We start from the raw sequence: 13,328 nt of genomic DNA on the forward strand, positions 1-13,328 counted from the left end.
CACATTTATAAATTTTAAAGCCAATTTTTTGCCACATTATAATCAATAAAATACTTTACACTAATTGAAAACACATGACTAAGGGCATTGTTGTTGAGTAATTGGTTGATGTTTTGACTGTAGTTTTTGTTGATTTCATTTTGAAATACAGCCGCATTATTGCGATACAAAACGGATACTTGGCTACCTGGAGCAAACCACCAATTGTAAGACAAATCCATGTTCCAAGAACTGAAATCTTGATTTTGTGGATTGTTAAAATAATCCAATGGTTCTAATCGTCCAAAGTCATTCAAAGTCAGGTAATTTTTATTTTCTACAAACGACCAATAATGTCTAAAAGAAGCATTTAAAGTCATTTTGCTGTTCAACGAGTATTTAATCCAAGCAGCGGTATTCAAAGAAGTTACATTTCTATTCCCAAACACAATCACATCAGCAGTAGTAGCATTGCTGTCTGCATCTCCAAAAAATTGATAGCCTTTGATATTGGTATCTTTGATGTAATCAAGTTGTATTTGAAATGAAAATTTATCAGAAAATCGATACCTAGGAGTAACGTGTATCCCAAATGTTGTTTGCTTGTCTGTATCAAAAAACACCAAATAGGGATTGAAATCTATGGCAAATTTGTAGTTGTAATTTGTAGAAAGATAAAACCAGTTTTCAATACTTCTTGGCTGGATAACATATCTGTTGGCCACACGGGGTTCGTAGTAATTGTATTTTTCAAAAGGTTTTATTTCCATTCCATACTCATAAAAATTATTGTTTTTGGAGTTAAAATCATTAACAATGTCAATCACATTTTCTTGTATTTTGTTGGTTTCTTTGTGCCAACGGGCATTTGCAAAAAGGCTGGTTCTGAATGAGTTAAGGTGTTTTGTTGGTTTCAAAGTTCGATAATTAAAACCGCCATTTAAGGTATAATAATTGGTTTCATAATTGATTCCTAAATCGTTAATGTCATACTCTTTAGTAACCACACCAATTCTGGCATTGTATCTGTATTTGCCACCATTATCTGCAAAACCTATATTGGTCGACACTCCGTCTTTGCGGTTGTCATCATTTACAAAGCTGTATTTTAGATCTCCCGAAATTTTGAATGTATTTGATTTTGAGTTCAAATCCCAAATTAAGCCCGAAACATTGGCATCTCTAAAATTACCATTTCGCATAACATTTGTATTGATAATAGAAAAAGATGAATTTTTTCTAAACCTTTGGTCCAAAACAAATATGTTGTAATTGGTTAATGGTTCCACCGTTTTGGATGTAGTTTGATTGGTATCGGCATTATAAATTGTGGCAAAAGTTTGTTCTGTAACCGCATTTAAAAAACCAATTCCTAAACCGTCTTTTGTTCGTCCTGATATTTTTGTAGCATTGATAAGGGCAACACTCGAAGGGTTTTCAATATACGATTCATTATCAGCCAGTGTATAACTTGGACTGCCTCCAATACGTCGTGAATAAAACAGCCCACCTTTTGAAAACAAGTCGGTACCTTCTGTAAAAAAAGCCCTATTTTCATCAAATTGTTGTTCAAAAGGAGTTAAGTTTAATATTTTATTATCATATTTTGTTTGTCCAAAATCAGGTATTAAAATGGCATCTAATGTAAAGGCATCGTTGATACCATATTTAATATCCAAACCTCCTTTTGGAGTGCCTTTGGTTTTTAAATCTTTGCTGGCATTCAAATAAAATGACGAATAAGGCAGTAAAAATAATCGAGTAGGGGTTTTTATGTCTGCAATACCTGTCAAAATACCACTTTGTTGTGTAAAAGTACCTATTTTGTTATCTACTGGGTTCCAAACATATTTTTGATTGGCTCGTTTAATCATTCTAAAAAAGTTGAAACCCCATGTTTGTGTTTTTTCGCTCGAAAACCGCAATGCAGCATAAGGAATTTTCATTTCTACAACCCAACCTTTGTCTGTAATCACAGCTTTGCTATCCCAAACGGCATCCCAAGAATAATCTTCTCCTTGACTATCTGAAGCCACACAATCTGATTGGGTGTCGGCTGCAGAAACAAAAAATCTAAAATCTTGTTGCCCATCATTAAAACCATTAATAAAAACGCCAAAAATGTCGGCAGTTCCAAAATCATCCCGAGGAGTAAGTTCTTTTAAAATTTTTTGTGGCTCGTCATCAAGCAATAAAGCTGCAATATATATAGCGTCGTTGTCATATAAAACTTTCACATCAGTGCGTTTTTCTGGCAAAATATGCTTGCCATTGTCGGGCTCAAACATAATAAAATCTGTTCCAGCTGTGGCACTTTCCCAAGATTTCTCAGAAAGCTTTCCGTCAATCACTATTTTTTCGGATATGAATTGGGTTTTTAGTTCTTTCTTTTGTGCCAAAACTGAAAATGTACTACAAAATAATAATGTATAAAAAATAAACTTCATTTGATTTGAGTTGTAATATTATATGTTGAATTTGAGAAAAACGTTAATTCCTTTTTTCTAGTATATAATAGACACTTTTTTATCTTTTTTGTTACAATTAAATTGATAATATTCCAATTTGAATTAAGGATGGCTCATATAAAATAATTGGGGAGAATTTGTAAATTTGCAATAAAAAAGCAATGGATTTTTCATTTTTTTCACACTTTCTACCTGATGGTTTATTAGATCATTTTGATGTTTTGGATTTTAAAGAATTAGGGGATATAGCAACCAAAAAGGATTGTTTTTATATTTATTTAGATGAGAAGAATATACTTCCAAATGGCTATGAAAGTGAACAATATGAATCAAAAGGATTTTATAATCGAACCATAATTCAAGATTTTCCTATTCGAGGAAAAGCCGTTTATTTAGGTATTCGTCGTAGGCGATGGCGGAGTAAAACAGATAAATCTGTTGAAATTAAAAGCGATTATTCGTTCATCACTGAAGGTTCAAAACTAACTATTGAATTGGCAGCTTTTTTAAAATCTACAGGTTTCGACCCGAGAAGATACGATAAGTAATATTGCTAGTTATTATGGTGTTAAGGCGGATTTAGTGAGAAGACATTATAAAAAGACAAGTGGTTTTAAAATTTGGAATCAATACTCTCATGCTGAAGATTATTTGATATACCAAGAAAACATAGGTGAAAATTTAAGTATTGATGAAGTAAGTTTGTCAAAAGGAGAGCTTTACACATTTGTTACTAATAAATCAGGAAAAGGTAAAAAACGAACATTAGTTGCTAGTATAAAAGGCACTAAAAGTCAGGATATTATTGATGTTTTACAAAAAATACCGTTAGAAAAACGCAAATTAGTTAAGACAATTACTCAAGACATGGCAAACAACATGCAACTAGCATCAAAGATGTGTTTTCCAGAGAGTTATTTGATTACGGATCGTTTTCACGTTGTAAAAATGGTTATGGAATGTTTGCAACATCTTCGAATAAAATATCGTTGGGAGGAAATTGAAAAAGAAAATCAAGCCATAAAATTAGCCAAAGATCAAGGCATAAAATATATTCCGATTATTTTTGAAAATGATGATTCTCCAAAACAATTACTTGCTCGAAGCAGATACATTATCGCTAAAAAACAAAATGAATGGACAGAAAATCAAAAACAAAGAGCCGAAATTTTATTTAAAAATTATCCGCTTTTACACGATGCTTATAAACATACAATGGAATTTAGAAATATTTATGAAGAACAATCAAAAGAGTTGGCTAGAGAAAAAATTTTGAATTGGATTGAAAAAACAAAATTGTTAAAAATGAACACTTTTAATACCGCAGCAAATAGTCTAAAATATCATTTAGAAACAATATTAAATTTCTTTACTCAAAGGCTCACAAATGCAAATGCAGAATCTTTTAATTCCAAAATAAAACTATTTAGAGCTAACCAAAGAGGTGTTATAGATGTGAAGTTCTTTCTGTTCAGAATGGAAAAATTATTTGCTTAATCCCCATAAAATTCATGTGAACCTTAAGGATTTTGAAAATGTCAATTTGAAACTATTATTTTTTTTTAAAGTAAATATTATTTATTTTAAAAAAAATGTAAACTAAAGAGTTGTATTTTCTAGTTTTTTTATATGAGTTTCATTTTTTGAATTGTAAACAGTTTTTAATACTAAAAGCACATCAATAGTATTGAAAATTTTAAGTAAAAAAACAATTATCCCCAAAAGGAGCTAATTTTGATCCAATAGCGGTGCTTTTCAATAAAACTCATCAACCCAAACGCTCAAATTGCAATAAGAGGTAAATAAATGAAAAATAAGCTTGATTCGTTATTTAATAATAATCCTTTTATGTACTATTTTTCCATTATTTAATTCGATTTTTAAAATATAAATTCCAGATTTATTTATGAAAAATTGATTATTCGATATCGTATTTACTTTTACTTCTTTTCCTAAAATATCAAAAGCTTTTACATTTTTCAAGGTAGCATTTGAGTGGATTTCCCATTCACCATTTGAAGGATTGGGATAAATTGCTACTTGAAAATCCGTATTGTTTTCAAAAGAAATAGTTAATAAGTTCGTATCAAAATTTGAAATAACACCTGCAAGTAATCTGATATAGGCCGCTTGATTATTTATAGCCGGTTCCGAAACTTCCCAGCTATTGTTTGGATACCCATCATTAAAATCCAAATAGGATTTTGTTGCAGGCTGACCATAAGGAGGCGAAAGACTTGTAACCGAGAAATCTTTATTGGGCCCACCAACTAAATAGCCTGGAGCTGGACCTTTGCTAGAAGTTATGGCATTGTCATATACCGAACCGTTGGCAAACCATTGATGATACAACTCGTTTATAGAATAGTCGGCTCCAAATTCATACATATTTGATAATTGAACAATACCAAGCGGATTTACTCCATGAAAACTGTGCATCAATTCTTTAGCCCTATTTTTTAGGTTGCTAGCATTACCAATTCCATATTTTGCATATAACAAATTTAGGTTTCCATATTTGGCTTTTATTCGATTGCTTCCCCAATAATACGCCCATTGTGGCATATAATCCCTATAAAGCCCCAAATTACTAATTCCATAAAAATTATTCCAATTGTTTGTTACATCATTTTGAGCAGCATTTGTTATGGAATTCACAAGGGTTGTTGTGGCATTAGGTAGCGTCGTATAATACAGTAAAGCATCTTGAATGGGTGTATAATCGGCTCCCCAATTGGAATCTGACAACGGAGTGATTATGGGTGCATTCGTTGTTATGAAAGTGTTGTATGTAGCTAAATTAGTAAGTTTGTAAAGATAAATTGCAGCACTAACCATCATTGTTTTTTGCTCGGTACTACTTACATCCGCATCACCAGAAACAATTTCGCCATTATCACAATTGGTTTGTAAGGTATTGGAAGTGTAAAAAGGTAAAGTATAATTGTAACAAGCTATGGCACGATTTTGTAATTGCGAAGCATAAGCTGTATTTCCAATAGCATTAAAAATAATAGCGGCATGTGAAAAAGTACTAGCTATTGTTGCTGAAGCAGCAGTACATAAATTGCCATAATAGCGAGGATCTGTGTTGGCACTAGGTGGATAACTACTGTTTTGAGAGTAATTTTTGCTCCCCATTTTGATATAGACAGAACCATCAGAATTTGACATTTTGTAGAGCCAATCTAATTCATATTTTAATTCGTCCAGAATGTCAGGTACATTGTTTCCGCTTTCAGGAATATTCCAATCGTCTCCAAAAATAGCGGGATTGCTTTCATAAGCCATCAATAAATCATGAATTACAGAATAGGTAAAGGTAACATATTTATTATAATCGCCAGCATCAAACCAACCTCCAGACAGCTCTTTTTCTGTAGCAGCATTGTTTTGTGCAAAAACCGAACGGGCATTATAATCTTGAAGATTGTTGTTAAAATTTAAGCCATCCGTCCATTTTGCATTGGCATAAGGAACTGCTTTTGTAAAGTTACATCTATTGTAATAAAACATTTTTGTAGCCGCTTTTAATACTTCCGTATATGGATTTGTCGCAATTTGAAAAGTAGCCGAACTCTTAGCATTGGTAGCATCATAAATATAATAAGTTCCAGGAACCGTTACCGAAGAAAAATCGAACCACCACCCTTTATCTCCAGAAAAAGAATCGGTAACTCCAGCATTCCAAATGGAAACAGTACCCGTATAAACAACGCTATTGGAACTGTTTTTTACTTGTAAAGTGGCCGGAGCGGTATAACTTTCGGCGGCATTGAAACCTGTTTGTGGATTTCGGAGCACCGCAACTTTTGTTCCTGTAGTGAAATATCCAAATTGATCTACTTCGATAAATGGATTTTGGGCAAAAGAAATACTGCTAATTAAGAGTATAAAAAATGTTTTCAATTTCATTTTTTTTGGTGTTAAAATTATAAATTTATCTGTGCAAATTTTTATTTATTGCTAATTAAAGTTTACGGATTTACCCATACCGCTACTTTTATACTTTTATTTTTGATAATTTCTTTGCAATTTCCAGTAGAAAACGCTCCTGCACCGCTCCTTCCGCTACAGGTATTGCCATCTACATCTGTAATAGTATATGGTACATTGCAAGACAAAGCTATCTTTGGTTTTTGTGGTTTTTGCCTAATGTAAAGTTTTTCATTGTACCAATAGCCTTTGTATTCTAAAATTTCAGTAACCCTACTATGACTATTATTAGGTTTATATGCCGCATCTACTATTGAAAGCCATTTTGGAATACCCTCATCTCGAACAGAAAATGAGATAATGGTATCATTTTTCACTTTTGAAGCTTTGTTAATTGTATTGATTGTAGCTTTTTTTTGTTCGACATTTAAAAAAACATTAGAACTAGAAAAGACTAAGTTTCTTGCTTCTTTTGTCATTTTTTGTAATGTAATAACCTCCACAGCATAATCGCTTTTTAAGTCAAATTGCTGCGGAAGTTCATATTTTTCAATGGGTTTTCCTGTGGTTATTACTTCCATTTTAAATTTTTCTGGATGCAATTCCATTTCATCTACTATTTTTTTATTGATGATCCACGAATAGGTTTTTGCTGGTAATACAATAGGGAGTTTTACATTATTCAATACATTTGTTGCCATTTCGTGATACGTAAATGCTGTTTCTATTTTTCTGTCGTGGCTCCCAATCCATTGATGGGTTGAAAGCAAGGATTCGCCATTATATACAATTTTGATATAAATTCCAGGATGATTATTTAATGCTTTGGGTAATCGAACATTATAAATGTAAGTATCCATCCAAGCGTTGTGTTGTGCGGATATTTCACCTATAAACAACACTAAAATAGCAATTAGTACTATTTTTTTCATCGTCTTCGTCTTATATTTTCCATAAATATTTTTGTTTTCCAATTAATATCAGAATTGTTAATAATTGGCCAAAGTAAATTATCTAAATCGCTGAAAATATTAGGAGATTCCGATGACGAATTGCATAGTACCACCCAATTGAACCCATTGCTCCCACGAATCATTTCGGAAACAGTGCCAGGTAAAGAACCCGTATGCCACCAATTGTTGTTTGAGTTTACTGCCCAGCCCGAAGCATAATTTTGGTTTTGAGCACTTGGAGTAGTCATTTTTTGAATGGTTTCAGGCAATAAAACATCTTCTGTATGACCGAAACCATCCATATAAGCCATCAATTTTACATAATCAGTGGCAGAAGCGATCCAACCCCCATGAGCATCCATTCGGTTTACATTCATATTGTATGGATTAAAGGCGTCTGAATAATATTTTACCTCATCCTGCCAAGTGCCCAACTCGTTTTTTTGAGCTAATTTGATGCTATGTAATCTGATGGGTTTTAAAATAGCATCTTGTATGTATTTTTCATACGATTTACCCGAAATTTTTTCTATAACTCTTCCTAAAATGGCATAACCAAAATTGGAATACGCATACACATTGGGCACTTTTTTTATTGAAGAAGCATTTTTAGTAATTTCATCCCTAATCAAATCGTTTATGTTTATGGCATTATTTCTAAACATAGGATCGTTGTTGTCATTGGTCCAAAGACCCGTGGTATGTTGCAAAAGTTGTTGAATGGTAATGGATTCTAAAACTTTTTTTGGTGTTCCAAAGTCGTTTTGTAACACACCATTTTGCCCAAAAACTTGATCTTCTAATTTTAATTTGCCTTGTTCTATCAATTTGTAAATTCCGACAGCAGTAATGGCTTTAGACAAACTAGCAATTCTAAATAAATGGTTATTGTTAACTGCAATTTTGTTTTCTTTATCCGCATAGCCATAGGATTTTTGGAATACTATTTTTTCGTTTTTGGTAATGGCAATTTGCAAACCGACCACTTTGTGGGTAGTCATGAAATGGGTTACCACTTTGTCAATTTCGGCTTCAGGATAGAGGGATTGAGAAAAGGATAATTTGAAAGTTAATAGGAAAATACAGATTAAATATTTCATTTTTTTTACATTTTATATTATTAATTTGATAAATCATACAATTTTATGCTGTAAATAACATTTAAAAATTGCGAAGTTTCTTTAAAGAGGTCTGTTTTATTGGTGGTTCCTTGCTTGTATAATTCTTTCAATTTTATATCTCTATATTTAAAACTTCCGTTTCTATAATTCCAGCTGCCACTTTCTCCTTGCAATTGCAAATAGTCGTCGGAACTATAAAAATCTTTATCACTAAAATTATAGGTAATTCTAATATATCCGTTTTCAATATCTAATGAAGTTATGTCATATTGCCAAATTCTATCATCTACTGGTATTACGCTTCCATTACCACTTCCCGTTTCTGAAACTGTTGCAATATGATTTTTATTAGTATCCATTAAACTATTGGAAGTGTTTTGAATGTTTTTTATTTCTTGTCCAAATTCGTCAAATACAGCAACATCCATAAAGCCATATAATTGTAATTCTTTTGAATTTCCCATAACTTCATCGCTACTGCCTAAACAATTTAATTGAATTGGCCTTAGCTTTATTTTAAAATTGGTATATGGTTTTGTTTTATTTGCATCTGGAAAATAAAGCACTTCTCGGTTTGGTCCCCAAAAAAGAGTACCAAATTCAAATTGTTGGTATCTAGTATATCCTTTTTCATTGATGGTTACTTCGTCTGTTTTTGGCAAACCCAGTTTTTTGCTATTTTGTCCGCCATCATTGTACCAATATTCTCGAAAAGCACCTCCAATTATTTGAGTGCCTGTTTTGGTACTAGTAGTTATGGTTCCGTTTGTAAATGTAGCAAAATCGGCATTAGTACCAGAAATACGAACAATATTAGAAATCGGCAAACCCAACCAACCATTTTCCCAACCAATTTCGCCCCATTTTTGTAAAATGGGGCCAAAAATAGCATAAGCGGTATTTGCTTTGGTATTATAATACACATTTCCGTTGTCAAAAATCCAACAATATCCTTTTTTTACTCCAAAAGAATTGGGTGTTTTTGGATTGCCAAAATGGAATTGATTCGCTTTCGCAAGCATTTTTTGCTCCATTTCTTTTATCTCTTTTTGTGCATTCAAATAGCTGTTTTCGCTGCTTTTTAATTTATCTACACCTAATTGTGCAAAGCAAATGCTTGAAATTGAAAAAACAAACAAAAGGCAATAATTAATTTTTATATTTATTATTTTTTTCATTTTTTTTTTAAATTTAATACTATCTCATTATTACTTTATCGCCCACAATAGTTCCGTTTTCAAAAGTTTGAGACATGGTGCCTTCTGTGTTTTTTTCTTCTGAAATAGGAAACCCTAATTTGTCATAGTTTTGCAAAAAAATATTGAAAATTCCATTTTTGTACTTTACACTATATGCTTCTGCTTCCCCTTTTTTCCAATAAATATATCCTTTTTCAAATTGTTGTTGAAGTCCTTTTTTATCATTGGTTTCTACAGCATCAAATTCTGGATATTCAAGTTCGCCAACTTCCCAGCCCGTTTTATTAAATCTCTCCATAATTGGACCATGATGCACAATGACTGCTTTTTTGACTTTTAATTTATACCAAATAGCACCGCCTTCAAAAAATTGGGCATGCCCTACTTCGGTATAATATTGTCCTTTCTTTGCTCCTTTTATTGGGCAAGAATATTCGTTGTTTACTGGATAACCCAAGTTGCCATTTTCCCAACCCTGACTGCCGTATTTTTCATTGATTTTACCATAAGTACCAAACAATAGCTCATTTTTCCATTCCGATTGTGGTCGATAATACATATTGCCAAATTCAAATTGTTGGACCACACCATTATCTTTTATTCCGAAAGGGTCGCTGATAGGAAAACCATAAACACCATGTTCGGTGTTGTTTTTGGCATGAATATTTCTGAAACCTAAATCAACAAAATGAACTTGATTGTTGAAAGGGGTATAAAAAATGAAACCATTATTTTTGGTTGTTGCCCAAAACCAGCCTGTTTTTCCGTCTTTGTTGGTGGTTTGTTTGGGATGACCTTGGTCGTTTTTTAAATCGCCCAAATTGTCTTTGGCATATTGGTTGGTAGCCATATAGTTGGTAATCATCGCAATAGCCGTTTCTCTGTTGTCTTCGCCTGATTTGGCATTTTTAAGATGAGATAAATCTATCTTTTTTGCGGGTTCTTTGGTTTTAGCTTCAGTTACTATTTCTGCGAATGATTTTGGACCAGCATCAAATTCTACTTCTGTAAGAGCTAAACAACTTGATGGTTTCCAAACGATATATCCTTTACTAAATTTATTGAATTTTAGATAACCTGCATCTTTCCATTTTTGGTCGGCAACATCCATTTCATTAGATTCTAGATTTCCAACTTTTTCAAAAACTCCTTTTTGTCTGTATTTTTCTCTTATTGCACCTTGAATAGAAACAACAATATCTTTTTTATTCAAATACAGCGTTGCATTTTCAAAAGTTGCAGAATTTTTATTTAATAATTTTTCAAATTTGCCTATCCAAGGATTGTCATTCCAATATTTTCTTAATTCTTTATTATTTAATTCGGGCACATTATTGACTACTGAAAAAAAGGCACTAAATCTTCCATCAGCGTTGTTTCCATAATAATTACTTATTTCAGGAACTTTAATATTATAAGGATAATTATCAATTTCACTATTTGAAGTAATTATTGAAAATGGTAACTCATTTACTATTGTTTTATCTAAAAAAAATTTTCCAAAAGCTAAAATATTTAGACCAATATGATCGTCTTGTGATAATTTACCCCTAATTGATGCATCTTTTATTACATAATCACAGTAAGGCATTTTCTCAAATGTTTTCCAATTAAATTTAAAATTTGTTAATGGATTATTATAGTAGGATTTATTTTTTACTTCATCACAAGTATTATTTTTGGAATAAAAATCATTAAAATAGCCTATATTATCATTAGGATTATCATTATCCCATTCATACATGTGTACTTCCATCATTATATTTGCACTTGGACCTTCATAAATTGTAAAATTACCTTTTCCATAAGTGCCACCTGCATCTACACCACCTATATAACTATTTTCTGGGTATTTTATAGTTTTAATGTACATTCCATCTTTAAATATATTAAAAATGAAATAGATTTCATCACTGCCACTACCATCACTAGTCTCTTGGTGGCAATGAAAACCATTGAAATCTATTTTTACTTGAGCTTGTGTGGTAATAGCAAAAAGTAAAAGGGCTAAAATTGCGGTTATTTTTTTCATTTTATCTTTCGTGTATGATATCCCCAGCGCTTATACTAAAGCTTAATTTTCCGTTGTTTATTTCTCCATAAAGCACATTTCCGTTAGAATAAGCTTTGGTAATTTTCAAATTCCATTCTTTAAAAAGGTTAAGTTCTGTTGGGCCAAATCCTGAAACAAACCTTTTATCTCTTGATGTACCCCATGTCAAAGTTGCGTTTTCCTTTGCGTTAGTATTGAAAATATAAGTATTGTTAGAGCAACTGATTTGTCTATCGCTAAAAGTATATTCAATCATAGATTGTCCAGATTTATTAGCTAAATTTAAAAGGGTATTACCATAAGCAACCCACCAATTAGGGCCACCACCATCTATATTTGTGTCAAATGCTCCAGTGGACATGATGGTGATTTTTACAGAAATGACACGGCCATCATACTGTTTAAAATAATCACCAATAACACCACTCCATTGTTGTGGAAGATCATTTCTTTGTGGTAAAATTTTTTGGGCATGTACCACTTGCATGCTAAGCATTGCCATCAAAAGCCAAACTGATTTCATAATTGTTTTTTTCATTTTTTGTCGTATTTAAGTGTTACTATTTATTTTAATTATAATCATTCTAGTTGTTTTACTTGTTTTGTTTTTATTTTATGAAATAAAATCAGTAAAAAAATATTTTTTTAAAGTATTTTAATTTATAAAATAATATTATAATAAATATAGGACTACTATTTGCTTGAATTTAATTTTCGCCAATCGATTTTATTGGTAATTTTTCAAAAGTACCCGAAATGGTTTTTACAATTTTGGGGTTATTCATGTCATACACCTCAACAGTAAAGGAGCCGTCAATGGTAGTTTTATCCACATTTGTTATTTCAAAATTTCCGCCTTTTTTTTATAATTTGTTGGCACTATTCTTCCTTGTGTTAGTTTGGTTTTATGAACAGCATCTAATATTCCGTAAGCAAAATTTTCTTTTGAAAGGTAATTTCCAACGGCAATTTACCGACGCAAGGAGGAATCGCAATAGTTGTTCGAATTATTGGATTTCTCCAATTGTCGAAATGACAAGTTAGACCTCAATTAAATTACTTTATTAGCTGATTATTTTTTATTGAAATTTAATAAAGTGAGTTCACTAAAAGTGCCCGTAATTTTTCCTGCTTTGGCTTTTTCATCCACACGATCTTCTTTCTTTTTGGCACCATCTCGTTTTACAATATCGATGAGTTCGCCAGAAAAGGAACCGTAATATTTACCATTGAGTTGTTTTATTTTTAACGAACCTCTTATTTCATACATTTTTCCGTTGCTAGATATTCCAGATGCTTGTTTGTAGGTTTTGGAAAATTCGTGAACACCTTCCGAAATAGCATCCACAACCAACATCACAAAGGGTTGTTCAAAATTTCCAGGAGCGGCATCGGTTCTCATTTTGTTCATAATGGTACCAATTATATATTTCCCATTGGCAAACATCATATTCGCACTAATTGGATTTGTTTTGGATCCATTGGTTTCATATACAATTGTTCCTTTGGAATTCATCATTTCCATGGCTTTTTTCTTAGCTTCTTCTTTGGTCATTTTGGCTTGTGAAAAACCAAAAAAACTACAAAAAATCAAAAGGATGTTAAATATACATTTCATA

The 13,328-nt window shown here is 31.9% G+C and carries 11 protein-coding genes; 2 read left to right on the forward strand and 9 right to left on the reverse strand.

Annotated elements, in window-relative coordinates:
• Positions 1-14 precede the first annotated feature (14 nt).
• A complete protein-coding gene (locus FBFL15_RS03470; RefSeq protein ID WP_014083275.1) occupies positions 15-2,426 on the reverse strand; it encodes a DUF5916 domain-containing protein in 2,412 nt (803 codons plus the stop codon).
• A 182-nt stretch (positions 2,427-2,608) separates the two neighbouring features.
• Here FBFL15_RS03470 and FBFL15_RS03475 point away from each other — a divergent pair, with 182 nt between their 5' ends.
• Positions 2,609-2,995, forward strand: a complete 387-nt coding sequence (locus FBFL15_RS03475; protein ID WP_014083276.1) for an ISAon1 family transposase N-terminal region protein — start codon at positions 2,609-2,611, stop codon at positions 2,993-2,995.
• 34 nt (positions 2,996-3,029) lie between these two features.
• Positions 3,030-3,944 (forward strand): ISAon1 family transposase, encoded by a 915-nt coding sequence (locus FBFL15_RS03480; RefSeq protein ID WP_014083277.1) that lies wholly within the window; start codon positions 3,030-3,032, stop codon positions 3,942-3,944.
• 330 nt (positions 3,945-4,274) lie between these two features.
• On the opposite strand, the gene FBFL15_RS03485 is transcribed toward FBFL15_RS03480, so the two are convergent.
• The 8 genes from FBFL15_RS03485 to FBFL15_RS03515 form a co-directional block, all read right to left on the reverse strand.
• Complete coding sequence (locus tag FBFL15_RS03485; protein WP_014083278.1) at positions 4,275-6,362, reverse strand: glycoside hydrolase family 9 protein; 2,088 nt, start codon at positions 6,360-6,362, stop codon at positions 4,275-4,277.
• A gap of 62 nt (positions 6,363-6,424) precedes the next feature.
• A complete protein-coding gene (locus tag FBFL15_RS03490; RefSeq protein ID WP_014083279.1) occupies positions 6,425-7,315 on the reverse strand; it encodes a hypothetical protein in 891 nt (296 codons plus the stop codon).
• Positions 7,312-8,436, reverse strand: coding sequence for a serine hydrolase domain-containing protein (locus tag FBFL15_RS03495; RefSeq protein ID WP_014083280.1), 1,125 nt, complete (start codon positions 8,434-8,436; stop codon positions 7,312-7,314). Before FBFL15_RS03495 ends, FBFL15_RS03490 begins: the two co-directional genes overlap by 4 nt.
• A 20-nt stretch (positions 8,437-8,456) precedes the next feature.
• A complete protein-coding gene (locus tag FBFL15_RS03500) occupies positions 8,457-9,635 on the reverse strand; it encodes an LGFP repeat-containing protein (RefSeq protein ID WP_014083281.1) in 1,179 nt (392 codons plus the stop codon).
• 19 nt (positions 9,636-9,654) lie between these two features.
• A complete protein-coding gene (locus FBFL15_RS03505) occupies positions 9,655-11,688 on the reverse strand; it encodes an LGFP repeat-containing protein (RefSeq protein WP_014083282.1) in 2,034 nt (677 codons plus the stop codon).
• A 1-nt stretch (position 11,689) separates the two neighbouring features.
• Entirely contained in the window at positions 11,690-12,247 is a 558-nt protein-coding gene (locus tag FBFL15_RS03510; RefSeq protein WP_044032136.1) for a hypothetical protein, read from the reverse strand.
• A 169-nt stretch (positions 12,248-12,416) separates the two neighbouring features.
• Positions 12,417-12,542, reverse strand: a complete 126-nt coding sequence (locus FBFL15_RS16970) for a hypothetical protein (RefSeq protein ID WP_262493576.1) — start codon at positions 12,540-12,542, stop codon at positions 12,417-12,419.
• Between the two features lie 239 nt (positions 12,543-12,781).
• Positions 12,782-13,327 (reverse strand): hypothetical protein, encoded by a 546-nt coding sequence (locus tag FBFL15_RS03515; RefSeq protein ID WP_014083284.1) that lies wholly within the window; start codon positions 13,325-13,327, stop codon positions 12,782-12,784.
• Between the last annotated feature and the right edge of the window lies 1 nt (position 13,328).

It is taken from the genome of Flavobacterium branchiophilum FL-15 (genome assembly GCF_000253275.1).
Lineage (GTDB): Bacteria > Bacteroidota > Bacteroidia > Flavobacteriales > Flavobacteriaceae > Flavobacterium > Flavobacterium branchiophilum.

Excerpts from the sequence above, each read along its gene's own strand:
- FBFL15_RS03490 (WP_014083279.1), bottom strand. The coding sequence starts at position 7,315 with ATGAAAAAAATAGTACTAATTGCTATTTTAGTGTTGTTTATAGGTGAA.
- FBFL15_RS03475 (WP_014083276.1), top strand. The coding sequence starts at position 2,609 with ATGGATTTTTCATTTTTTTCACACTTTCTACCTGATGGTTTATTAGAT.
- FBFL15_RS03500 (WP_014083281.1), bottom strand. The coding sequence starts at position 9,635 with ATGAAAAAAATAATAAATATAAAAATTAATTATTGCCTTTTGTTTGTT.
- FBFL15_RS03495 (WP_014083280.1), bottom strand. The coding sequence starts at position 8,436 with ATGAAATATTTAATCTGTATTTTCCTATTAACTTTCAAATTATCCTTT.
- FBFL15_RS03470 (WP_014083275.1), bottom strand. The coding sequence starts at position 2,426 with ATGAAGTTTATTTTTTATACATTATTATTTTGTAGTACATTTTCAGTT.
- FBFL15_RS03515 (WP_014083284.1), bottom strand. The coding sequence starts at position 13,327 with ATGAAATGTATATTTAACATCCTTTTGATTTTTTGTAGTTTTTTTGGT.
- FBFL15_RS03505 (WP_014083282.1), bottom strand. The coding sequence starts at position 11,688 with ATGAAAAAAATAACCGCAATTTTAGCCCTTTTACTTTTTGCTATTACC.
- FBFL15_RS03510 (WP_044032136.1), bottom strand. The coding sequence starts at position 12,247 with ATGAAAAAAACAATTATGAAATCAGTTTGGCTTTTGATGGCAATGCTT.
- FBFL15_RS03485 (WP_014083278.1), bottom strand. The coding sequence starts at position 6,362 with ATGAAATTGAAAACATTTTTTATACTCTTAATTAGCAGTATTTCTTTT.